Genomic DNA, 24,344 nt, shown 5'->3' with positions numbered 1-24,344 from the left:
TGGTCGCATGTTCGAATTTTCCCGCTCGTCGTCCGCCGAGGCCGAGAGGCCGGAACCCTTTTCGCAGGAAGGCCCCGCCCTCTGGAGCGCTTCGCTGAGGAGTTGGGACCTGTGCTTCGAGGTGGACGAACAGGACCGCGTGATCCGGGTCGGCGGGCGGCAGGCGTATCGTCTGCAGTGCGCCCATGGGCTTGGCGAACAGCCGCGGCCTTTCGCCGAGTATCTGGAGCGGCGCGCCCCCGGTGCGCCGACGCTGGCCGGCCTGCGCCGGGGCGAGCGTCTCGACCTGACGCTGCGCAGCGATGCCGCCGCGCCATTGACCTGTCGTTTCCAGCCGATGCAGCCTCTCGACGGCCTGGGACGCTCGCTGCTGCTGGGCATGGACATCTCCGACCTCAACTGGCAGTCCGACAGCCAGCAGCACCAGTTGCAGAGCCTGAGCCTGGGCAAGCTGATCCTTTCGCGTCTGCGCCATGTCTCCCACGGGCACCTGGCGGAGGCGGTCCAGGAGATTCTCGAATCGCTCTCCGGCGCGTTCCAGATGCAGGCTATCGCCCTGCTGCTGGGCGACGGCAAGGGTTTCTGCACGGTCTTCGCCAGTCATGTGCGGCCTGGCAGCGACAGTTTGCTGCGACCGACCCTGCAACTCGCCGACGACGACCTGCGCGAAGGGGCGGGCGCGCGCTTGCTACGCCGTGGCGAAGGCGCCTCGACGCTGCTCCGGCAGATCGGCGAGGACGCGCTCTACCTGGTGCCGGCGGCGATGCGCGGTGGCCGCCTGGGGGCATTGCTGGTGCGGCCGATGTCGCTGGAGCAGCTCGCCCAGGGGCCCGCGCCGCAGGACTGGCAATACCTCGCGGAACTGCTGGCGAACCAGGTGGCGGACCGCTGCGAACTCCACGAGCAGCACGACAGTTCGCGCAAGCTGGGGCTGTTGCAGGAGATGATCGGCGGCGGCTGGTGGCGTTACTGGGCGGAGCAGGAACTCTTCGAACTGGCGCCGGCCTTGCACGATAGCCTGGGGTTGACCGGCGAGTATCGTCGGGTGCCGCTGGAACACCTGCAGGGCCTGCTGCAACCGGCGGACGCCGACGAGCTCGGCCTGCGCCTGCGTGCCAGCCTGCGCAGCGGCCAGGCGCTGGCCCAGGACCTTTGCCTGCGTCAGCCGGATAGCCGCGGCGAGCGCCGCTGGCTGCGCATCGAGGGCCGGCCGCTGGGACGCGGCAGTGCCCTGGGGCTGTCCGGCGTGCTGCTCGACATCAGCGAAGGCCGGCGCCAGGAGGAACGGGCACAGGCGGCCCACGCGCGGTTGCGCAGCCTGATCGACAGTGCGCCGGTGGTGATCTATGTCCAGCGGGTCGAGCAGGGGCACCTGGTGCCGGAGTTCTACAGCGAAAGCGCGAGCAACCTGCTCGGCCTCGACCTGCAGGGACAGAGTTGGCAGGCGCTCGCCGAGCGGGTGCATCCGGATGATCTGGAGGCCTTTTTCGCCCGCGGCCGCGAGCTGCTTCGCGAAGGCCGGGTGAAGACCCGCTATCGCCTCGCCGATGGCCAGGGCAACTGGCACTGGCTCTACGACGAAGCCAAGCTGCTGCGCGATGCCCAGGGCCTGCCCAGCGAGGCGGTGGGCCTGTGGCTGGACGTGACCGAGCAGCACCTGGCGGCACAGCGTATCGCCGAGAGCGAGGAACGCTACCGGGTCCTGGTGGAGGATTCGCCGGCGCTGATCTGTCGCTATACCGCCGACCTGGTGCTGACCTACGTGAACCGGACCTTCGCCGATAGCCTCGCGACCAGCCCGGAGCGCCTGGTCGGTCGCCGGCTCGACGAGTGGCTGGCGGCGGAAGACGCCAGCGCCTTGCGCGCGCGTCTGCTGGGTTCGCCGCGGGAGGGCGCCAGCGAGGTGCCGGAACTGCGCTTCAACCTGCCGGGGCAACGTTTTCTCTGGCTGGTGTGGGCCGAGCGACCGTTGTTCGACGCCCGGGGCGAATTGTGCGAGGTACAGGCGGTGGGACGCGACAACACGCCGGTGCGTCGGGCCCAGCAGCAACTGGCGCAAGGCGCCAAGATGGCCAGCCTGGGGGAGATGGTCAGCGGCCTCGCCCACGAGGTGAAGCAGCCGCTGCACGTGCTGCGCATGACCCTCTTCAACATGCGCCAGCGGATGAACAGCGTCGGCCTCGACGGCGACTACCTGGGCGAGAAACTGGAGCGCATGGATGCCCAGGTCATGCGCGTCGACCGCCTGGTCAGCCACCTCGGCGTGTTCAGCCGCAAGTCGGCGCTGGAGGCGCTGCCGTTCGACCCCTATACCGCCTTCGAAGGCGCCCTGGGGCTGCTCGGCGAGGGGCTGCGTCAGCACGCCATCGAGGTGGAGTGCCCGGCGCCGACGCAGCGGATGGTGGTACGAGGGCAGGCGGACCAGCTGGAACAGGTGATCATCAACCTGCTCGCCAACGCCCGCGATGCCCTGCTCGGCAATCTTGGCCTGGCCAGCCGGCGCATTCGCCTGGAGCAGGTGGCCTGCCGCGAACCGGGCTGGGTCGAATTGCACGTGCACGACAACGGCGGCGGGATCGAACCGCTCCTGCTGGAGCGGATATTCGAACCCTTCTTCACCACCAAGGTGGAGGGCAAGGGTACCGGCCTGGGTCTCTCGGTCAGCCACGATCTGGTGCGCAACATGGGCGGTAGCCTGACGGCGGCCAACCAGGGGGAGGGCGCGTTGTTCGTGGTTCGCTTGCCGCTGGCGGCGCTGCCCGCCGAGGCGGGCGGATGACGTCGGTGGGAGCGCGGCAAAAAAAACGCCTGCGGACAAGCAGGCGTTTTTTTCAACCGGCGAGGCGGCTCAGATGAATTGCGAGGCCAGCCAGAACAGGCCGGCGGACAGCGCCATCGAAGTCGGCAGGGTGAGCACCCAGGCCATCAGGATGTTGCGCACGGTGCCGCCGTGCAGGCCGCTTTTGTTCGCCACCATGGTCCCGGCCACGCCGGAGGACAGTACATGGGTGGTGGACACCGGCAAGCTGTAGATGTTGGCCATGCCGATGGCGGCGGCGGCGGTGATCTGCGCGCTCATGCCCTGGGCGTAGGTCATGCCCTGCTTGCCGATCTTCTCGCCGACGGTGAGCACTACGCGCTTCCAGCCGACCATGGTGCCGATGCCGAGAGCCAGGGCCACCGCGATGATGACCCAGAACGGCGCGTATTCGGTGGTCGCGGTCAGGTCCTTGCGTAGCTTCTCCAGGTCGGCCTTCTCCCGCGCCGGCAGGTCGGACAGCTTGCCGACCTTCTTCGCGGTGTCGTCCAGGCACAGCAGGTAGCGACGCACCTGCACGCGCTCGTCGGCGTCCAGGTCGTTGTAGCTGGGCACGCCGCGCAGGTCGCGGAGCAGCGCGTTGATGGTCGGCTCGGTCTGTTTCGGATCGCAGCGGTAGAACTGCGGCATCTCGCTGCCATTGCTCTTGCCCAGGGCCAGCATGTCGCCGAGGGTATCGGTGTGGCGCTGGTAGAACTGGCTGAGGTGCAGGGCGGCGTCGCGGGTGCGCTCGATCTGGTAGGTGGTGCTGTTCAGGTCGAGGACGAACTTGGCCGGGACGATGCCGATCAGTACCAGCATGATCAGGCCGATACCCTTCTGGCCGTCGTTGGAGCCATGGACGAAGCTTACCGCCATGGCGGAAAGCACCAGCACCAGGCGGTTCCAGAACGGCGGGTGCTTCTTCTCGTCGAGTTCGCGACGGGTTTCCGGGGTTTTGTGCATCTTCGACAGCGGACGCCACCATTTCAGTCCGAGCAGGACCAACGCGGCGACCATGAAGCCGGCCAGCGGCGAGAAGATCAGCGACAGGCCGATGTCGATCGCCTTCTGCCAGTTGATCCCTTCGGCCAGCGGCACGTCGGTGATCAGCGCATTGGCCAGGCCGACGCCGAGGATCGAGCCGATCAGGGTGTGCGAGCTGGAGGCCGGGATGCCGAAGTACCAGGTGCCGAGGTTCCAGGCGATGGCGGCGGCGAGCAGGGAGAAGACCATCGCCAGGCCATGGCCGGTGTTCACGTTGATCAGCAGCTCCACCGGCAGCAGGTGAACGATGGCGTAGGCTACGCCGACACCGCCGAGCAGCACGCCGAGGAAGTTGAACACACCGGAGAGCATCACCGCCCGGTAGGGGGACATCGCTTTGGTGTAGATGACGGTGGCCACCGCGTTGGCAGTGTCGTGGAAGCCGTTGATGAACTCGAAGGTGAGGACGAAGGCCAGGGCCAGCACCAGGCTGATACCCACCCAGGCATCGAGCCCGCTGAAAAGATCGAACATGTGAGAAACCGGTCAGAGACGGGGCGGCGATTATGCCAGATGCGTTTTTATCCGTCTGGAACTCCGGAAGGTTGCCATTGTCGCGGGCAACGCCCCGTCGCATCGGGCTTTGCGGGAAAAACGAAACAGATTGAAACGCTTCGTTATCCGTCGCTCTCCTGTCGGTTGGAGGTAAATGGAATGGGGTTCGCTGCTTCCTGCCCGGCCTTGAGACGCTCTTCTTCGATCTTCTGCAGTTCTCTGTCGAACGCCTGCTCCTGAACGGTTGGGCGTTTGCGCCAGGGCTTGCGGTCGGGTTCCGGCTGGGCGGCATAAAGCGTCACTTCGCCGCCGTACACGTCCTTGTAACGCTGTTCCTCGCGCGCCAGCGCGGCACGCAATTCGTCTTTCGTCACGGGTGGTCCTGAGTCCAAAAAGAGCGGGCCCGATAGCGACCAGGCTGGGCGGAAGCGGGGTCCGGCCAGCGCCGGTTGGGAGTCTAGTCGACCGCTACCGGCTGTAAATGGGCGCGGAATTATAACGTGGGCTCCGGGCTTGTCATACGGTGTCGGCCGACGGACGGCAGGACGGAAGTTCTTCGAGCGTCCCCTGGAAATGCGGCGAAGCCCCCATGGATCAAGGCCTGGCCGACGCGTCCGGGGTGTTCTCCGCCTTTCGTCGCGGCCTGCGCTAGTCGAATGCCAGCCATTGGCCATACCACTAAGGAACGATGGCGGCGCTTCCGGGGGCGGGCTACAAACCGGACTACAAGTCAAATAAAGAAGCCCCGCCGTCGCCCGTCCGACCCCAGGGTCATGACGCAACGCCCCGGAGGCCGGAGATTTACTCATGCAGCCCGCTCGTTCCCGCATCCTCTTCGTCTGCCTGTTGCAGAGCCTGGCCCTGGTTCTCCTGCTGGTCGGCGCCCGGCATGGCTGGCTGCCGCTGTACCTGGCCCTGCCGCTCGGCGTGGCGCTGCTCTGGTTGCCCTGGCTGCTTCCCGGCAACCGCACGGCGGTGGCGACCGTCGGCGAGCCCGACATCGCCCGGCTGGCTCGCGACCTGTCCCATAACACCAGCCAGAACGCCTTGTCGGCCGCCGGCGTGGCGTTCTCGGTGAAGCGCCTGGCGGAGAAGCTGCAATCCCAGCTCGACGCCGCCGAACAGATCGTCGGCAGCGCCGAAGTGATGATCCACACCGAGCGCGCCACCTCCAATCTGGCGCGCCAGGCCATGGACGCCGCCACCCGGGCGCGCGCCGGCAGCGACGAAGGCCAGGTGCTGCTGGCCTCGACCATCGAGCGCATGCATCGGCTCAGCGAGCGGATGGGCGCCAGCCGCGAGGCGATCGAGGCGCTGAACCAGCGCAGCGAGGACATCCAGCGGGTCACCCTGGTGATCCAGGGCATCGCCAGCCAGACCAACCTGCTGGCCCTCAACGCGGCCATCGAGGCGGCCCGCGCCGGCGAGCATGGGCGCGGCTTCGCGGTGGTTGCCGAAGAGGTGCGCGGCCTGGCCGGACGTACCGCCGAGGCCACCGAGGAAGTCGGCCAGATGGTCGCCGAGATCCAGCGCCAGACCAGCGAGGTGGTCGAGCAGATCCGCCAGCTTTCCGAAGAGTTGGGGGAAGGGGTCGGCCAAGTCGAGCTGACCGGTCGGCAACTGGAAGGCATTGCCGAACTGGCGGCCGGGGTGGAAAGCCAGATTACCGAGATCGCCCAGGGCGCCGAGATCAACCGCAGCCAACTCGCCAGCCTGTTCGCCGCGGTCGAGCAGGTGCGCGGCGACCTCAGCGCCAGCGAGGAACAGACCCTGCGCCTCGGCGAAGCTGCCAGCCAGTTGGAGAACCAGGCCGAGGTGATCAGCGAGCGCCTCGCCGAGGTCAGCCTGGACGCCTACCACCAGTCGGTCTACGACCTCGCCCGGGAGGGCGCGGCGGCTATCGCCGCTCGCTTCGAGGAGGACGTGCGCAGCGGGCGCATCGACCTCGACGACCTGTTCGACCGCAGCTACCAGCCGTTGCCCAATACCCAGCCGACCAAGTACCGGACCCGCTTCGACAGCTACACCGACCAGGTCCTGCCGGGCATCCAGGAGCAGTTGCTGGAGCGCAACCGCAACCTGGTATTCGCCATCGCCTGTACCCCCGAAGGCTACGTGCCCACCCACAATCGCGCCTTCGCCCATCCGCCCAGCGGCGACCCGCAGACGGACGCGTTGCGCAGCCGCAGCAAGCGCCTGTTCAACGACCGCACCGGGATTCGCTGCGGCAGCCACCAGCAGCCGCTGTTGCTACAGACCTACACCCGTGACACCGGCGAGCTGATGCACGATCTTTCGGTGCCGATCTTCATCCACGGCAAGCACTGGGGCGGCCTGCGCCTCGGCTACCGGCCGGAGGGCGCGGAGCCGGGCAAGGCGGCCGCGCCGGCGGCGCAGGGGCTGAGCCTGGCCTTGAACGGCTAGCCGGCTGTGGCGATCAGGCCGCCGGCCACGGCGCAGGCGAGCACCACTTGCCAGGGCGGCGTCTTCCAGGCGAGCAGGGCCAGCAGGGCGAAGAGCAGCAGGGCGAAGTCGGCCGGGCGCAGGATGCCTTCGGTCCAGAGCGGCTGGTACAGCGCCGCCAGCAGCAGGCCGACCACCGCCGCGTTGACCCCGGCCAGCGTTGCCCGTACCCGGCGTTCGTGGCGCAGGCGTTCCCAGAATGGCAAGGCACCGGCGACCAGCAGGAACGATGGCAGGAAGATCGCCAGCAGGCACAGCAGCGCGCCGCTCCAGCCGTTCGGCGCCGGGCCCGAGGCTGCGCCGAGGAACGCGGCGAAGGTGAAGAGCGGGCCCGGTACCGCCTGGGCGGCCGCGTAGCCGGCGAGGAAGGTATCGCCGTCGACCCAGCCCTTGGGTACCACTTCCGCCTGCAGCAGCGGCAGCACCACATGGCCACCACCGAATACCAGCGAGCCAGCCCGGTAGAACGCATCGAGCAGGCGCAGCCACTGTTCCGGCCAGAGGCGCGCGGCCAGCGGCAGGCAGACCAGCAGCACGGCGAACAAGGTGAGGAACAGCAGCGCGCCGCGGTAGCCGATGGCGATCGGCAGCCGCTCGTGGCCTTCCACTGCTTCCGTTTTCAACAGGGCGCGGCCGGCCAGGCCGGCACCGGCGATCACCGCGACCTGGGTCCAGGCAGTGGGCCAGGCCAGCACGCTCGCGCAGGACAGCGCCATCAGCGTCAGGCGCGGGCGATCCGGGCACAGGCTGCGACCCATGCCCCAGACCGCCTGGGCCACCACCGCCACCGCGGCGATCTTCAGGCCATGCAGCACGCCCTCGGGCAACAGCGCGCCCCAGCGTCCCAGGCCGAGAGCGAAGAGCACCAGCAGCAACGCCGAGGGCAGGGTGAAACCGAGCCAGGCGGCGAGGGCTCCGGGATAGCCGGCGCGGGCCAGGCCGAGGGCCATGCCGACCTGGCTGCTGGCGGGGCCGGGAAGGAACTGGCAGAGGGCGACCAGGTCGGCGTAGCTGCTTTCGCTCAGCCAGCCGCGGCGGCGGACGAACTCGTCGCGGAAATAGCCGAGGTGGGCGATGGGCCCGCCGAAGGCGCTGCAGCCCAGCTTGAGGAAGGCGAGGAACACCGCGAGGGCGGTGTCGGGATGGCGGCTGGCGGTTGGCATGCGAACTCCGGATGGTGGCTGCTGCGAGCATAGCCGCAACGCATGCACGGCGGGTTACAGCATCGGCATGTCCTGGGCGCGGCTGGCCAGGCGGTATTGTTCCGGTGTGGTGCCGGCCAGCCGGCGGAACATCGAGATGAACGCCGAGGGGCTGCTGTAGCCGAGGTCGAAGGCGATCTGCTGGATCCCCCTGCCGGCTTCCAGCGCCTCGATGGCCGCGAGGAAGCGCAGGCGTTGGCGCCATTCGCCGAAGGTCATGCCCAGTTCGCGCTGGCAGTGCCGGGCCAGGGTTCGCTCGGTGCTGTGCACCTGCTGCGCCCATTGCGCCAGCGAGCGGTTGTCGCCCGGCTCGGCCTGCAGTGCGTCGAGCACCTCGCGCAGCGCCGGGGTACGGCCGTAGGGCAGGTAGTCGTCGTGGGGCTGGGCGCATTCCAGCTGGTCCATGACGACCCGGGCCAGGCGCAGGTCCTGCGCCGAGGTCGGCAGGTTGACCCCGCGCTCGGCGAAGTCCGAGAGGATCGCCTTGAGGATCGCGCTGATCGCCAGGGTGCAAGGTGTCGCCGGCAGGCGTCGTGACAGTTCGGCGGAGAGGTACAGCGAGCGGTAGACGATGGCCTGGCTGTTGTAGCAGCTGTGCACCCGCTCCGGTGGTATCCATACCGCGTATTGCGGAGGTGAGAGGAAGCGCTGGCCGTCGATCTCCAGCTGCATCACGCCATGGGCTGCATAGTTGAGCTGGCCCCAGGCGTGGGTGTGCGGCGGCGAATGGGTGTCGGCGCCGAACTCGTCATAGCGGAAATAGACGTCGAAAGACTGCCCCTGGAGATCGGGAAGGCGCAGCAAGGTGGTGGTCGACATGTCCGAACCTACGGGTGGTTTGTCTAGAATTCATTATACGTCTGTATTCGGACTGGCTCAGAATGGCCGCGTATTCCTTTTTCATAGTGCGGAACCTCCCATGCAATACCTGTTTCCCCTGCTGGCCGTGTTCATCTGGGCCGGCAACACCGTCGTCAACAAGCTCGCCGTGGGGATCATCCAGCCCGCCGAGATCGGTTTCTTCCGCTGGCTGCTGGTCGGCCTGGCGCTGACGCCCTTCATGCTCGGCCCGGTGCTGCGCAACCGCCGCTACATCCTCGCCAACCTCGGCAAGTTCGTGGTCCTCGGCCTGCTCGGCATGGCCGTCTACCAGAGCCTGGCCTACTACGCGGCGGCGCTGACCAGCGCCACCAACATGGGCATCATCCTGTCGCTGATGCCCCTGATGTCGCTGGGCCTGGCCAGCAGCATCCTGGCCCACCGGCTGAACGCCGGGGCGCTGCTCGGCGCGCTGGTGTCGCTGGCCGGCGTGGTGCTGGTGATTTCTCAGGGCCATCTCGGCGCTTTGCTGGAGCATGGAGTGAATCTCGGCGACGCGATGATGATCGTCGCCACCCTGGCCTATGCGGTGTACAGCGTGCTGCTGAAGAAATGGAGCCTGAAGCTGCCGGCCATGCAACTGCTCTACCTGCAGGTGCTGGTGGCGATCCTCGCCCTGCTGCCGCTGTACCTGCTGTCGCCGCGCACCGGCCTGAACGCCGCCAACCTGCCGCTGGTGCTGTACGCCGCGCTGTTCGCCTCGATCGTCGCCGCGCTGGCCTGGATGCACGGTGTCGCCCGTCTCGGGCCGAGCCGGATGGCGCTGTTCTTCAACCTGCTGCCGATCATCACCGCCTGCATCGCCACCCTGGTGCTCGGCGAGCGCCTGACCGTCCATCACCTGGTCGGCGGCGCGCTGACCCTGGCCGGGGTCCTGCTGGCCGAGTTCTGGCAGCGCCGCCCGGCCCGCCTGCGCTCGGCAACCTGCTGATTTCCCGGCAACTTCCTCGCGATTACGGCGCACGGAGGCGCCGCCACTGGCTATCATAAGCAGCGCTCCCCGCGCGGGAGCCGAGCCGTGCCAGCCTGGAAGAGGAAGAATCGTGGTCGAAGTGTTTTCCGTGCAGGATGGGCTGGACGCCGAGCGCGCCCTGCTCGACGAGGTGTGTGGCGGTGCCCGCGAGCATGGCCTGTTGCTCTGGCAGCCCTGCGATCGGGCGCTGGTCATGCCGCGCCGGATGGAGCGCCTGGAAGGGTTCGCGCCGGCCAGCGCAGCGGTCGCCGAACGCGGCTGGCCGGTGCTGCTGCGCGATACCGGCGGCGAGCCGGTGCCGCAATCGCCGGGCGTGCTGAACATCGCCCTGTCCTATGCGCTGGGGCCCGGCGACAACGAGCAGACCCGTATCGAAACCGCCTACCTGCGGCTGTGCCAGCCGATCTGCGACTGGCTCCGCGAGTGCGGCCTGGACGCCGGCGTGGGCGCCGTGGCCGGTTCCTTCTGCGACGGCCGCTACAATGTCACCCTGGATGGGCGCAAGCTCGCCGGGACCGCGCAACGCTGGCGGCGCAACGGCGCCGGCCGGCCGGTGGTGCTGGCGCACGCGGCGCTGCTGGTCGGCGCCGAGCGCGAGGAGATGGTCGAGGTGGTCAACACCTTCACCCGCCGTTGCGCCAGTGCCCCGGATTGCCAGGCGGACAGCCATCTCGGCCTGAGCGAGCGCTGGAGCGATTTCCGCATGGCCGACAGCCTCGAACTGGAACGACGCTTCGTCGCCGCCCGATCCTGACCTCTTTCGCCAGAGCCTTGCGCCAGGAATAGCCGTACCGATGCCAGAACCCTTGGGAACCACCGCCCTCACGCCCGGATTCATGATCGTCCACGGCAATCGCCTGGACGACCTGCGCGACCTCGCCGTTTCCTGGATGCGCCGCTATCCGCTGGCGCCGCTGGAAAGCGAGCGGGTCCTGGTGCACAGCAACGGCATCGCCCAATGGTTGAAGCTGGCATTGGCCGAAGATCCCCGCGAGGACGGTGGCGGCGGTGGCGGCATCGCCGCGGCGCTGGAGGTGCAGTTGCCGGCGCAGTTCCTCTGGCAGGCCTATCGCGCGGTGCTGGGCCGCGAAAGCATTCCCGAGGTTTCCGAACTGGACAAGGCGCCGCTGACCTGGCGGCTGATGCGTCTGCTTCCCGGATTGCTGGAGCGTCCCGAGTTCCGCACCCTGCAACGTTTCCTCGCCGACGATGCCGACCTGCGCAAGCGTCATCAACTGGCCGAGCGCCTGGCCGACCTGTTCGACCAGTACCAGGTCTATCGCGGCGACTGGCTCGACGACTGGAGCCAGGGCCGCGACCAGTTGCGCACGGCGAACGGGCAGGCGCGCCCGCTCGGTGCCGACGAGCGCTGGCAGGCCGAATTGTGGCGCGCGCTGCTCGCCGACGTCGGTGCCGATAGCCTGGCCCGCAGCCGCTCCGGCGTGCACCGGCGCTTCATCGAGGCGCTGCGCTTCGCCAGCGCGGCGCCGCGCGCGTTGCCGCGACGAGTGGTGGTGTTCGGGATTTCCTCGATGCCGGCGCAGACCCTCGAGGCGCTGGCCGCCCTGGCCAGGTTCAGCCAGGTGCTGCTCTGCGTGCACAACCCCTGTCGCCACCACTGGGCCGACATCGTCGCCGACAAGGACCTGTTGCGCCACGAGTACCGCCGCCAGCAGCGCCGCGCCGGCGTCCCCGCCGACCTCGACGAGGACCGCCAGCACCAGCATGCCCAGCCGTTGCTGGCGGCCTGGGGCAAGCAGGGCCGCGACTACATCAACCTGCTCGACAGCTACGACGACCCGGACAGCTATCGGAACCTGTTCGGCGAGGTCAACGGCGGGCGCATCGACCTGTTCAGCGAGGAGGCCCCGCACGGGCTGCTCGGCCAGTTGCAGGACGATATCCTCGAACTGCGCCCGTTGGCGGAAACCCGCGAGCACTGGCCGCCGGTGGCGCCGCGGAGCGACGCCTCGATCCGCTTCCATGTGGCCCACAGCGCGCAGCGCGAAGTGGAGATCCTCCACGACCAGTTGCTCGCCCGCTTCAACGCCGATCCGAGCCTGAAGCCGCGCGACGTGATCGTCATGGTCCCCGACATCAACGCCTACGCACCGCACATCGAGGCGGTGTTCGGCCAGGTGCCGCGCGACGACCAGCGCTTCATTCCCTATACCCTGGCCGACCAGGGACAGCGCGGTCGCGAGCCGCTGCTGATCGCCCTGGAGCACCTGCTGAAACTGCCCGACAGCCGTTTCGCCGTGAGCGAGATCCTCGACCTGCTGGACGTCCCGGCATTGCGCCGGCGTTTCGGCGTCGACGAGGCCGACCTGGCGACCCTGCACCGCTGGATCGAAGGCGCCGGCGTGCGCTGGGGGCTGGATGCCGCGCAGCGCGAGCGTCTCGGCCTGCCAGCGGGACTGGAGGGCAACAGTTGGCGCTTCGGTCTGCGGCGCATGCTGCTCGGCTACGCGGTCGGCGAAGGCGCGGCCCTGCAAGGCATCCAGCCCTACGATGAGGTCGGTGGCCTGGACGCCGCCCTGGCAGGCCCGCTGGCTGTGCTGCTGGAGCGCCTCGAGGTGGCCTACGCCGAGCTGGCCGAACCGGCCACCCCGGCGCAGTGGGGCGAGCGCCTGCAAGCCCTGCTCACGGTGTTCTTCGAGGCCCACGACGAGCGCGACGAACTGCTCCTCACCCAGCTCCTGCAACTGCTCGAGCGCTGGCAGGAACACTGCGCCTGTGCGGCCTTCGCCGAGCCGCTGCCGATCAGCGTGATACGCGAGGCCTGGCTCGGCGGCCTGGACCAGGGCGGCCTGAACCAGCGCTTCCTGGCTGGCGCGGTGAGTTTCTGCACGTTGATGCCGATGCGCGCGATCCCGTTCCGGCTGGTCTGCCTGCTTGGCATGAACGATGGCGACTACCCCCGCCAGCAGTCGCCGCTGGATTTCGACCTGATGCGCAACGACTACCGCCCCGGCGACCGCTCGCGGCGCGAGGACGACCGCTACCTGCTGCTCGAGGCGCTGCTCTCGGCGCGCGAGCAGCTCTACGTGAGCTGGGTGGGGCGGAGTATCCGCGACAATGGCGAGCGGCCGCCCTCGGTGCTGATCGGCCAGTTGCGCGATCACCTGGCGGCCGGCTGGCGTCTGGACCCGGACGGCGACGGCGAGGCGCTGCTGCGTGCCCTGACCCAGGAGCATCCGCTGCAGCCGTTCAGCCGTCGGTATTTTCACGATGCGCCGGAGCAGGGCGTCGATGGCCTGTTCACCTACGCCCGCGAGTGGCGCGAGGTCCATAGCGAGGACGACATCGCCGTTCCCGACGCCGAAGCGCCCCTGCCGCCGCTTGAACTGGAGGGCGCACTGGGGCTGCGAGCGCTGGCGGAGTTCCTCGCCAACCCGGTGAATGCGTTCTTCCAGCAGCGGCTCAAGGTGCGTTTCGACGACGAGCAATTGACCGGCAACGACGAAGAGCCTTTCGAACTGGACGCGCTGGACAACTGGAAGCTGCAATTCGAGCTGACCGAACGCATGAAGCGCTGGGTCGAGCGGGACTGGGATGCCGAGGGCCTGCCGGCGCAGTTGCAGGCCCAGGTCGAGCGACTGCGGCGACAGGGTCGCCTGCCGCTGGCGGCGTTCGGCGAGTTCTCCGCGCGCCATTTGCTGCAACCGCTGCCCGACCTGCTCTGGCGCTACCGCCAGGAAATCGAGCGCTGGCCGGAGGCGGTCGAGCAGCAGCAGGAGTTGCGCCATCGCCATCCGTCCGGGCTGGAGCTGGAGGACTGGCTCGGCGGCTTGCGTCGCGACGCTTCCGGGCGCCTGGCGCGCCTGCAGTTGCTCAGCGGCAAGCTCCATGAAGGGCGCGGCTTCAAGTGGCACAGCCTGGTGCGCCACTGGTTGCAGCACCTCGCCCTGCAACGTCTAGGCCAGCCGGTGAGCAGCGTGCTGGTGAGCCAGACCGGCACCCTGGAGATTCCGCCGTTACCGAGCGAGCGTGCCGGCGAGTACCTCGACCAGTTGATCGACGCCTGGCGCCAGGGCATGCGCCAGCCGTTGCCGCTGGCCTGCCGGACCGCTTTCGCCTGGCTCGCCAGTGGTGGCGCCGCAGAGCCCGAGAAAGCCATGCGCGAGGCGCGCAAGCGCTACGAGGGAGGGTTCGGCATGGGGGGCGAGGTGGACGCCTCGCCGGCGCTGGCTCGGGTCTATCCGGACTTCGACCGGCTGCTCGCCAGCGGTGAGTTCGCGCACTGGGCCGAGCAGCTCTACGCGCCGCTGCTGGCTGCCCTGGGACGTGGCGCGGAGGAGCAGGCATGAGCCAGCAGCAGATGCCCGTGGCCCTCGATCCGCTGGACTTCCCGTTGCACGGCAGCCGCCTGATCGAGGCCAGCGCCGGTACCGGCAAGACGTTCACCATCGCCCTGCTATACGTACGCCTGGTCCTCGACCATGGCGGCGAGAACGCTTTCGGCCGGCCGCTGAGCCCGCCGGAAATCCTCGTGGTGACCTTCACCGATGCGGCGACCCAGGAACTCCGCGAGCGTATCCGCAGCCGCCTGGGCGAAGCGGCGCGTTGTTTCGCCGAGCCGCAGGAGCGCCACGACGGCCTGCTGGTCGCGTTGCGCCAGCAGTATCCCGCCGAGCGCTGGCCGGGCTGCGCGCGCCTGCTGCGCCTGGCCGCGGAGTGGATGGACGAGGCCGCGGTATCGACCATCCACAGTTGGTGCTACCGGATGCTGCGCGAGCACGCCTTCGACAGCGGCAGCCTGTTCACCCAGAACCTGGAAACCGACCTGAGCGAATTGCTCGCCGAAGTGGTACGGGACTACTGGCGGCGTAACTTCTACGGCCTGACGGCTCCGGCGGCGCAAGCCGTGGCCAGTTGCTACAGCGGGCCGGAGGCGCTGGGCAAGGTCTTGCAGCCGCTGCTGGCGCGGCAGGACGCCGACTTCCGCTACGCCGACCAGGCGCTGAGTGCGCCCGAGTCACTGGCAGCCTTGCTGGAGCAGGGCGGCGACTGGTATCGCCAGCTCGACCAACTGGACGCGCAGGCCCGCGCCGCCTGGCGCGCAGCGCGCGTCGAACTGGAAGCGCTGCTGCGCGACCTGCGTCCCTACCTGAACGGCAACAGCTATCGCGGCAAGGACAGCGACGAGACCTTCGACGCCTGGCTGCAAGCGTTGGCGGACTGGAGCGAGGGCGGCGAGCAGCCGGCCAACCTGGGCAAGTTCGGCCAGACCCGGATCAAGCTCACCGCCAAGCGCGTGGCGCCCGAGCATGCCGCGCTAAGGGCCATCGACGCCTGGGCCGCGCATCAGGAAGAGCGTCCCGATCTCGCTCCCCACCTGTTGTTGCACGCGCTGGGCGAAGTCGGGCGCGAACTGGAGGTCGAGAAGCAGCGGCGTGCCGAGATCGGCTTCGACGACCTGCTCAGCCGCCTCGACCGCGCCTTGCAGGGGCCTGGTGGCGAGCGCCTGGCGCAATTGATCCGCGAGCAGTTCCCGGTGGCGCTGATCGACGAGTTCCAGGATACCGACCCGGTGCAGTACCGGATCTTCGAGCGCATCTACCGGATCGCCGCCGATCCCGGCGAGCCCCAGGCGCGGGAGACCGGCCTGTTCATGATCGGCGACCCCAAGCAGGCGATCTACGCCTTCCGCGGTGCCGACATCCATACCTACCTGCGCGCCCGCGAGGCCACTCGCGGGCGGCATTACACCCTCGGCAAGAACTTCCGCTCGACCGCCGCCATGGTGGCGGCCGCCAACCGCTGCTTCGCCTTCGCCGAAGAGCATCCGCGCGGCGCCTTCCGTTTCGCCCGCGAGGGGCTGGAAAACCCGGTGCCGTTCCATGCGGTGGACGCCCAGGGGCGCGCCGAACGTTTGTTGATCGACGGTGCCGAGGCGCCGGCGATGACGTTCTGGAACCTTGACGCCGAAGCCGGCGTGCTCGGCTCCGCGGCGTATCGCCAGGAAATGGCCGAGCGCAGCGCCAGCGCCATCCGCCGCTGGCTGAGCCTGGCCGACCTGGGCCGCGCCGGCTTCGCCGACGAGCAGGGCGGCTGGCGGGCGTTGCGCCCGGCGGATATCGCCATCCTCGTCCGCGGTCGCGCCGAGGCCGAGGCGATCCGTAGCGCGTTGGCGGCGCGGCGTCTGGCCAGCGTCTACCTGTCCGACCGCGACTCGGTGTTCGACAGCCAGGAGGCCGCCGACCTGCTGCACTGGCTGCGCGCCTGCGCCGATCCCGGTGCCGATGCGCTGCTGCGGGTCGCCCTGGCTACCCGCAGCCTGCACCTGGACTGGGCGACCCTGGAACGATTGAACCAGGACGAACTGTTCTGGGAACGGATGGTCCTGCGCTTCCGCGACTATCGCCGGTCCTGGCAGGCCCAGGGCGTATTGCCGATGCTGCGGCGCCTGCTCGCCGACTTCGAACTGCCGGCGCGCCTGCTGCGGCATGCCGATGGCGAGCGCAGCCTGACCAACCTGCTGCACCTGGCCGAGTGGCTGCAGCGCGCGGCGGTGGAGCTGGACGGCGAGCACGCGCTGATTCGCCATCTGGCCGAGCAGGTGCAGAGTCCGGGGAGCGAAGAGATCCTCCGCCTGGAAAGCGACGCCGACCTGATCAAGGTGGTGACCATCCACAAGTCCAAGGGGCTGGAATACCCCTTGGTGCTGCTGCCCTTCATCTGCAGCTGGAGGGAGCTGGACGGCAACAGCGGCGCGCCGGCAAGTTTCCACGAGGATGGCGTTGCAGGGCGGGTCATCGAGCTGGCGCGGCGCAAGGAGCAGGCTGCGCGGGCCTACGAGCAGGCCAACGACGAGCGCCTCGGCGAAGACATGCGCCTGCTCTACGTGGCCCTGACCCGCGCCCGCCATTCGGTGTGGCTGGGCATCGCGCCGCTGGTGGCGAGCAACAGCAAGTCGCCGGAGTTGCACAAGGGGGCCCTGGGCTACCTGCTTGCCGGCGGCGCGACCATCGGCAGCGATGGCCTCGGACAATGCCTCGCCGCGCTGCGCGGCGAGTGCCGGGAGATCGTCGTCGAGCCGGCCCCCGAGGCGGACGCCGAACGCTATGTCGCAGGGCGCGGCCAGGGCCTTGGGCAGGCCCGCGAAACCCGCCGCAGCAGCCGCGAGAAGTGGTGGGTCGCCAGCTATTCCGGCCTGCAATTGCAGGCCTCCGCCGGGCTGGACGATGACGAGGCGTTGGAGAGCGACGAATCGCAGGAGCCGATCAGCGCCGAGGAAGCCACCTTCCACGAAGAAGGCCGTTCCGCCGAACAGCCGCCGGTCGCGCACGCCAGCGAGATGCGCGACGACCTGCATCGCTTCCCGCGCGGACCGGCTCCCGGCACCTTCCTCCACGGGCTGCTCGAATGGGCCGGCCGCGAAGGCTTCGATGTGGCGCGCGCCGATGCCCAGCGGCGCCGCGAACTGGTCGCGCGACGCTGCGACCTGCGGGGCTGGAAGGACTGGGCCGAACCGCTCGATCTGTGGCTGGAACAGTATCTCGCCGAACCGCTGCGCTGGCCCGGTGGCGAAACCAGCCTGGCCGGGCTGGTCGCCTACCAGGTGGAAATGGAGTTCTGGTTCGCCACCCACCAGGTCCAGGCCGAGGCGATCGACGCCCTGGTCCGGCGCCATACCCTTGGCGGCGCGGCGCGTCCGACGCTGGCGCCGACCCTGCTGAACGGCATGTTCAAGGGCTTCGTCGACCTGGTCTTCGAGCACCAGGGGCGTTTCTACGTGGCCGACTACAAGTCCAACTGGCTGGGCGCCGACGATGGCGCCTACAGCCCGGAAGCGATGACCGCCGCGGTGCTGGAGAACCGTTATGACCTGCAGTACGTGTTGTACCTGCTGGCCCTGCACCGGCAGTTGAAGGCGCGCCTGCCCGACTACGACTACGACCGCCACATGGGCGGCGCCGTGTACCTGTTCCTCCGCGGCGCCCGCGCGGCGACCCAGGGCCTGCACTTCGAGCGCCCGCCGCGGGAACTGATCGAACGCCTGGACGCGCTGTTCAGCGGCCAGCCGGGAGCCGAGCGATGAATCCGACCCTCAAGCAACTGGCCGGCGAAGTCCGCGATGGCCGCGACGACCAGGTAGCGCAACCGCTGGCGGTACGCCACGACCTGCTGCGCCAGCTCGACCTGTGGGTGGCGCGCGGCTGGCTACGGGCGCTGGACCGGGCGTTCGTCGCCTTCCTCGTCGAGTTGCAGCCGCAGGCCGATCCCCGGGTGCTGCTGGCGGCGGCGCTGACCAGCCACCAACTGGGCCACGGGCACGTCTGCCTGGACCTGGAGGCGACCCTCGGTGCGCCTGACGCGGCACTGTCGCTGCCGCCGGAAGGCGACGAAGGCCGCGATGTGCTGCTGCCGTCGCAACTGCTGCGCGGCGTGCGCCTCGACGCCTGGCGCGAGGCCCTGGCGGCGTCACCGCTGGTGGAGGTGGTCGACGAGCGCCCAGGCGATCCCGAGCCGAGCGAGACGGCGACCTCGCCGCTGGTGCTTTGCGCTCAGCGTCTCTACCTGCGTCGTTATTGGCGGCACGAGCTGGAGATCGCCCTGGCCCTGCGCGAGCGCCTGGGTCGGCAGGCGCCCCTGGCCGCAGACCTGGCGCCGCGCCTGGCCGCGCTGTTCGCGCAGGCGCCGACGGAAGACGGCCAGCGCGTCACCGACTGGCAGAAGCTGGCCTGTGCCCTGGCGGCCCGCGGCTATTTCAGCCTGATCACCGGCGGTCCCGGTACCGGCAAGACCACCACCGTGGTGCGCCTGCTCGGTCTGCTCCAGGCACCGGCGGTAGCCGCCGGCCAGCCGCTGCGCATCCGCCTCGCGGCGCCCACCGGCAAGGCCGCGGCGCGTCTCTCCGAATCCATCGGCCAGCAGGTCCGGGCCCTGCCGCTGGCGGAAGACGTGTTGCAGGCGATCCCCGCCGAGGTCACTACCCTGCACCGTCTGCTCGGCAGCCGTCCGGATACCCGGCACTTCCGCCACCACCGGGACAACCCTTTGGCGCTGGACGTGCTGGTGGTGGACGAGGCCTCGATGATCGACCTGGAAATGATGGCCAGCCTGCTCGATGCGCTGCCGCCGCAGGCGCGCCTGATCCTGCTCGGCGACAAGGACCAGTTGGCCTCGGTAGAGGCCGGCGCGGTGCTCGGCGATCTCTGCCGGGATGCCGAGGAGGGCTGGTACAGCGCCGAGACCCGCGCCTGGTTGCAGCGGGTCAGCGGCGAAACCTGGCAGGGCTTGCGCGAAGGTTCGGCGCAGGCGCATCCGCTGGCGCAACAGACCGTCATGCTGCGGCATTCCCGGCGCTTCGGCGCGAGCAGCGGGATCGGGCGCCTGGCGCGGCTGGTCAACCGGCAACAGGCCGATGACGCGCGCGCGCTGCTGGACAGTCCGCCCGCCGACCTCTTCGACCTGCGCCTGCGCGGGGAGCGCGATGCAGCCTTCGCCCGGCTGTTCGTCGACGGTCATCCGCAGGCGCCGGGCACGCCGTACGGCTACCGGCACTACCTGCAACGCCTGGCCGAGGGCCGCCCGGCCGCCGGACTGGCGCTGGAGGATGGCGCCTGGGAGCGCTGGGCGCAGTCGGTACTGACGGCTTTCGACGCCTTCCGCCTGCTCTGCGCGCTGCGCCGCGGCCCATGGGGCGTGGAAGGACTGAACCAGCGGGTAGCGGCGGAACTGCTGCGCCTTGGCCTGATCGAGGCCGATCACGGCTGGTACGAGGGGCGGCCGGTACTGGTGACGCGCAACGACTACAGCCTAGGGCTGATGAACGGCGATATCGGCATCGCCCTGCGCCTGCCCGAGCGCAACGACGACGGCAGCCTGCGCTTCGCGCTGCGCGTGGCCTTCCCGCGCAACGACGGTAGCGGCGGCGTGCGCTTCGTCCTGCCGAGCCGCCTGGTCGAGGTGGACACCGTGTTCGCCATGACCGTGCACAAGTCGCAGGGTTCGGAGTTCGCCCATACCGCGCTGGTCCTGCCGGACGCGCTGAACCCGGTGCTGACCAAGGAGCTGGTGTACACCGGTATCACCCGCGCCCGCGACTGGTTCAGCCTGGTGGAAAGCCTGCCCGGGGTGTTCGAGGAAGCAGTGCGGCGCAAGGTGCGCCGGCTCAGCGGGCTGATGCTGCATCTGCGGCCGGAAAGGGAAGAGCAGCCGCCGCATGCTCCGGGTGAACAGACCGAGCTGCCGTTCTGACGTGCCGCCTGGGCGGTCGGCTCAGCCGACCACCTTCAGGCTGCTCATGCCGTTGCCCTCGCGCTGGACCCGCACCTGGACCGGGATCCGTTCGTGCATTTCCTGAACGTGGGAAATCACCGCCACCTTGCGCCCCTGGGCCTGCAGGTTGTCCAGGGCATCCATCGCCAGTTGCAGGGATTCCGGGTCGAGGCTGCCGAAGCCTTCGTCGATGAACAGCGACTCGATGCGCAGCTTGCTCGATGCCATCGAGGCCAGGCCGAGCGCCAGGGCCAGGGAAATCAGGAAGGTCTCGCCGCCGGAGAGCGAATACACCGAGCGCAGTTCGTCGCCCATCTCGGTGTCCACCACCAGCAGGCCCAGTTCGCTGCCGCCGCGCTGCAGGCGGTAGCGCCGCGCCAACTGGCGCAACTGCACGTTGCTGTGCTGCACCAGCAGGTCGAGGTTGTAGCCCTGGGCGATGCGGCGGAACTTGTCGCCGCTGGACGAACCGATCAGTTCGTTCAGGCGGCCCCATCTGCGGAACTCGGCGCGGGCTCGCTCCAGTTCGGCAAGCAGCGCCTGGCTCTGCTCGCGGCGTTGGTTGTCGGCCTGCAACTGGCTGTAGGTATCCAGGTAGGCCTGTTCGCTGGTGGCCAGGCGTTCGCGCTGTTGCCGCAGGTTGTCTTCCAGCGCCTCGCGGTCGGTTTCCGGCCGCTGCCGGCGATGCTGGAGCAGTTGCGCCTGGCGCTCTGCTTCCAGTGTCTGCTGGCGGGTGATCTCCTCTTGCAGTCGTTGCAATTGCTCCCGCCATTGCGTCGCCTGTTCCTCGGAAAGGCTGAGCAGGGCGTCGAGGCGGCTGTCGTCGAGGTTGTCCTGGCGTTCGCGCCAGGCCTGCCAGTCGGCCTGCAGGCGCTGGAACTCCTCCTGTTGGCGCTGGCGTTGCTGCTGCAGGTGTTCCAGGGCTTCGGCGAGTCGCAGTTGTTCCTCGCGCAGCGAATCCAGGGGCGCCTGGAGCGTCTCGACAGCGCTCTGCGCCGCTTGCGCGGCGTGCTCCAGCGATAGTTGCCAGTCCTGGGCGCAGGCGTGCTGGCCCAGGTGAGCGCCGAGGCGTCCGTTCAGCTCGGCGAGTTCCGCCTGGGCCCTTTCCTCTGCCTGGCGGGCTTCGTTGCGTTGCTCGTCGCTTTGCTTCAGTTGCCAGCTCGATTCATCGCAGCGCTGCTTGAGCTCCTGCAGACGCTGTTCGACCTGCTGAAGCCGCGCCTGTTGCTGCCGGCGTTGCTCGATGGACTCGCCGAGGGCCTGGAAAGTCCGCAGCGGATCTGCCTGCCAGCTCTGCCAGTGCTCGTCGGAGAGCAATGGACGCAATTGCTGGCTGTCCTCCTCGACCTGCTGCTGCAAATGTTCGTAGCGCTGCCGTTGTTCCGTCAGCGCCTGCTGGCGCTGTTGCAGGATCGTCTCGGCGGCCCGCAGTTCCTGCTGCAATTGCTGGGTCTGGCGCTGGCGGGCGATCAGCCGGTCGAAGTCTCGTTGGCGCTGCTGGCGCTGCCCTGCCAGGTCGTCCAGGTGTTGTGCCAGCCACTCCAACTGCGCGGACGGCTGCAGGAGTCGCAGTTCTTCCGGCAGCGTCCATTGCTCCAGTTGCCGATCGAGCGCGGCCAGTTGGCCAGTCAGTTCCTGCTGCTCCTGGCGACTCTGGTTGAGTCTTTCCCGCTGGCTGGAATAGCCCTCGCGCAGACCGACCAGGGTCTGTCGCAGCCGCTCGAGGGCCTGCTCGGCGCGGACCTGCTCCTGGTCGTCGTGTTCACCGAGGGCGGCGAGCAGTTGCTCGGACTGGTGATAGGGATGCTCCTGGCTGCCGCAGACCGGACAGGCCTCGCCGTCCACCAGGCCGGCGCGCAGTTGCTCGACGCTGGCGCTGCGGGCCAGACGTTGGCGCTGGAGCAACTCGCGGGTGACCTCCAGGGCCTGCTCCGCCGCCTTCACCTGCTCGGCGCATTGGCTGCCTTGTCGTTTCAGGTCGAGCAATGCCTGCTCCTGCTCGACCATACGCTGGTCGAGTTCGCCCAGGCGTCGAGCCAGGCCGGTGCGTTGGTCGAGGGCCTGTTGCCATTCCTTGTGGAGCGCTTGTTGTCGTTCCAGGCTATCGGTCTGCCGGCGCAATTCGTCCAGGCGTGCCGCCAGGTCGTCCGGCTCGCTGCCATGGAGGGCGGTCCATTGCGCCTGCAAGCGTTCGAGCGGTTCCCCAGCCTGGGCCAGGGATTTTTCCAGCTCGGGGAGCTGCGCCTGGCTTTCGAGCGCGCGCTGGCGACGTTGCACGAAGGCGGCGAGCTGGCCCTGGTGGGTCGCCCAGGCGTCGCCGAGCGCGGCGAGAGCCTGGCTGTCGCGCAATGCCGCCTGCAGTTGCGCCTGTTCCGCGACATGGCGCTGCTGCTCCATATCCAGTTGCCGAGCGGCGTCGCTTTGCTGGGCGTGGCGCTGGTTCGATTGCCGGTGGAGTTCCTGTCGCTCGGCCAGCGTTCGCTCCAGGCGCCTGGCCTCGCTCTCCAGCTGGAAGGCCTCGCGCAACGGCGCCTGGGCCTGACGCAGATGGTTGTCGGCCTGGGCCTGGCGCTCGCGCGCCTCCTGCACGCGGGCCTGCAATCCTTGCAAGCGCTCGGCGCCCGCGGCTTGCTGCTCGGTGCGCTGCCGCTGCTGCTGCTCGGAGTGCCGGAGTTCCTGCTCGAGTTGCTTCAGGCGTTCGATCAGTCCGCGAACCGGAGCCAGGCGCTCCAGCCATTGCAGGGTTTCCCGCTCCGTCGCCAGGGCGTCCCAGGCCTGCCTGGCCTCGGCCAGTTGGCCTTGTGCGTGCTCGCAGGATTGCAGCAGCCGCTGCTCCTCGGTGAACCATTGTTGCTGGCCTTCCAGGCGCTGCAGGGCCTGTTGCTCCTGGAGACGCGCCTGGACGTGGGATTCCAGCGCCGCCTCGAGCCCGGCCCGGGCCTGCTCGGCCAGGGGCAGGCTGCCTTCCAGGCGTTGCTCGAGTTGCTTGCGCTGCTCGTCGGCCTGGCTGGCGCGCTGATAGGCGGCTTTGCTCAATTGGCTGTACAGGCCGGTGTCGGTGAGTTTCTCCAGCAATGCGCCGCGGTCGTTGTCGCTGGCCTTGAGGAAGGCGCTGAATTCGCTCTGGGCCAGCAGCACGGCGCGAGTGAACTGGGCGAAATTGAGGCCGAGCTTCTGCTCCAGCTGTTCGCGGAACTCGCTCTTCTTGTTCGCTGCCAGCATTTGCTGGGTCTCCAGGTCCTGGAGGCTCTGCTGGCTCTTTTGCAAGGCGCCGTCCGCCTTGTCCCGGGAGCGCCGGGTTTCCCAGCGGGCGCGATAGCGGTGGCCGTCGATGCCGACGAAATCCACTTCGGCGTAGCCGCTGGCGCAACCGCGGCGCAGCAGGTTGCGTTCGTCGTTGCTGGACAGCTCGTTCCGGCCATCGGGAACCTTGCTGCTGGCCGAAGTGCTTTCCAGCCGCGGCGTGCTGCCGAACAGGGCCAGGCACAGGGCGTCCAGCACGGTGCTCTTGCCGGCGCCGGTCGGGCCGGTGATGGCGAACAGGCCGGCGCTGGACAGCGGTTCGCGGGTGAAGTCGATTTCCTGCTCGCCAGCGAGGGAGGCAAGGTTCTTCAGGCGGATGGCGAGAATCTTCATGGAGCGGCTTATTTCCCCGGGGGGTCTTCGGTGGCCAGTTCGACGCTTTGCAGCAGGCTGGCGAAGTCATCCAACGCCTGCGCATCCGGGCCGGAGCCATAGGCGCTTTCCCAGGCGCGGCTGAACAGTTCCTGGGGGTTGAGTTGGTCGAGCCCGAGCAGCGGCGCCTGCTCTTCGTCGCGGCGCTGGTACTCGCTGGCGATGCGCACCAGACGGCAAGCCTTGCCCAGCAGGGCGCTCTCGACCTGCTGGCGCAGGTCTGGTTGCGGCTGATCCAGCATGACGCGGACCTCCAGCCAGGGCCGCTGTTCGTTCAGCAGGTCGGCCTCGGCCAGTTCGCCGATTCGATCGAGCACCTCGCCAAGAGGCGCGGGGCCGATGCGCAACAGCTCCACCGCGCGTGGCACCGGGAGACTCTGTACATCCTTCAGGCGCTCACCTTCCAGGGTGACGAGGAGGACCTGGTGGCGATAGTTCACTTCGGCGAAGGACAGCGGCAGCGGCGACCCGCTATAGCGAATGCGCTCCTGTCCGGCGACTTTCTGTGGCTTATGCAGATGACCGAGGGCTACGTAGGCGATCTGCTCCGGAAACAGGCTGGCGGGCAGCGCTTCGACGTTGCCGA

13 protein-coding genes (1 of these 13 running past the window's edge) are annotated in these 24,344 nt (G+C 68.8%); 7 read left to right on the top strand and 6 right to left on the bottom strand.

The window, feature by feature from the left end; all coding sequences use genetic code 11:
* Positions 1-7: 7 nt before the first annotated feature.
* Positions 8-2,779, top strand: coding sequence for a two-component system sensor histidine kinase PprA (gene pprA / locus ACI766_RS23255; protein ID WP_023104865.1), 2,772 nt, complete (start codon positions 8-10; stop codon positions 2,777-2,779).
* Between the two features lie 69 nt (positions 2,780-2,848).
* Here the strand turns inward: pprA and ACI766_RS23250 are convergent, their stop codons facing one another.
* Positions 2,849-4,318, bottom strand: coding sequence for an inorganic phosphate transporter (locus tag ACI766_RS23250; RefSeq protein ID WP_003093821.1), 1,470 nt, complete (start codon positions 4,316-4,318; stop codon positions 2,849-2,851).
* 143 nt (positions 4,319-4,461) lie between these two features.
* Positions 4,462-4,713 carry a hypothetical protein gene (locus ACI766_RS23245; RefSeq protein WP_003117142.1) on the bottom strand — a complete coding sequence of 84 codons (252 nt, stop codon included), beginning with the start codon at positions 4,711-4,713 and terminating at the stop codon, positions 4,462-4,464.
* Positions 4,714-5,146: 433 nt separating this feature from the next.
* Between ACI766_RS23245 and ACI766_RS23240 the strand changes: the two genes are divergently transcribed.
* Positions 5,147-6,763, top strand: coding sequence for a methyl-accepting chemotaxis protein (locus tag ACI766_RS23240; RefSeq protein WP_003093807.1), 1,617 nt, complete (start codon positions 5,147-5,149; stop codon positions 6,761-6,763).
* On the opposite strand, the gene chrA is transcribed toward ACI766_RS23240, so the two are convergent.
* Entirely contained in the window at positions 6,760-7,965 is a 1,206-nt protein-coding gene (chrA, locus tag ACI766_RS23235) for a chromate efflux transporter (protein WP_010793828.1), read from the bottom strand. The two genes, ACI766_RS23240 and chrA, sit on opposite strands and share 4 nt — an antisense overlap.
* Before the next feature lie 54 nt (positions 7,966-8,019).
* On the bottom strand, positions 8,020-8,823 hold the full coding sequence (locus ACI766_RS23230) for an AraC family transcriptional regulator (RefSeq protein WP_003103975.1): 804 nt from the start codon (positions 8,821-8,823) through the stop codon (positions 8,020-8,022).
* 100 nt (positions 8,824-8,923) lie between these two features.
* On the opposite strand from ACI766_RS23230, the gene ACI766_RS23225 reads away from it, so the two are divergent.
* The 5 genes from ACI766_RS23225 (at position 8,924) to recD (ending at position 20,062) form a co-directional block, all read left to right on the top strand.
* On the top strand, positions 8,924-9,814 hold the full coding sequence (locus ACI766_RS23225) for a DMT family transporter (RefSeq protein ID WP_003093799.1): 891 nt from the start codon (positions 8,924-8,926) through the stop codon (positions 9,812-9,814).
* Between the two features lie 112 nt (positions 9,815-9,926).
* Complete coding sequence (locus tag ACI766_RS23220) at positions 9,927-10,610, top strand: biotin/lipoate A/B protein ligase family protein (RefSeq protein WP_023104864.1); 684 nt, start codon at positions 9,927-9,929, stop codon at positions 10,608-10,610.
* A 40-nt stretch (positions 10,611-10,650) separates the two neighbouring features.
* Positions 10,651-14,166, top strand: a complete 3,516-nt coding sequence (gene recC / locus ACI766_RS23215; protein ID WP_023104863.1) for an exodeoxyribonuclease V subunit gamma — start codon at positions 10,651-10,653, stop codon at positions 14,164-14,166.
* On the top strand, positions 14,163-17,900 hold the full coding sequence (gene recB, locus ACI766_RS23210) for an exodeoxyribonuclease V subunit beta (RefSeq protein WP_023104862.1): 3,738 nt from the start codon (positions 14,163-14,165) through the stop codon (positions 17,898-17,900). Before recC ends, recB begins: the two co-directional genes overlap by 4 nt.
* A complete protein-coding gene (gene recD, locus ACI766_RS23205; RefSeq protein ID WP_023104861.1) occupies positions 17,897-20,062 on the top strand; it encodes an exodeoxyribonuclease V subunit alpha in 2,166 nt (721 codons plus the stop codon). Before recB ends, recD begins: the two co-directional genes overlap by 4 nt.
* A gap of 21 nt (positions 20,063-20,083) precedes the next feature.
* Here the strand turns inward: recD and ACI766_RS23200 are convergent, their stop codons facing one another.
* Entirely contained in the window at positions 20,084-23,719 is a 3,636-nt protein-coding gene (locus tag ACI766_RS23200) for an AAA family ATPase (RefSeq protein WP_023086614.1), read from the bottom strand.
* An 8-nt stretch (positions 23,720-23,727) separates the two neighbouring features.
* A protein-coding gene (locus ACI766_RS23195; protein ID WP_023086613.1) for an exonuclease SbcCD subunit D C-terminal domain-containing protein crosses the window boundary here: on the bottom strand, positions 23,728-24,344 show its 3' portion. 613 nt of this gene lie beyond the right edge of the window; 617 of the gene's 1,230 nt are visible here — the last part of the coding sequence; its start codon lies off the right edge, out of view — the gene reads right to left on this strand; its stop codon occupies positions 23,728-23,730.

It is taken from the genome of Pseudomonas sp. DL (assembly GCF_047199225.1).
GTDB lineage: Bacteria > Pseudomonadota > Gammaproteobacteria > Pseudomonadales > Pseudomonadaceae > Pseudomonas > Pseudomonas aeruginosa.
This window is presented reverse-complemented; position numbering and strand designations above follow the sequence as displayed.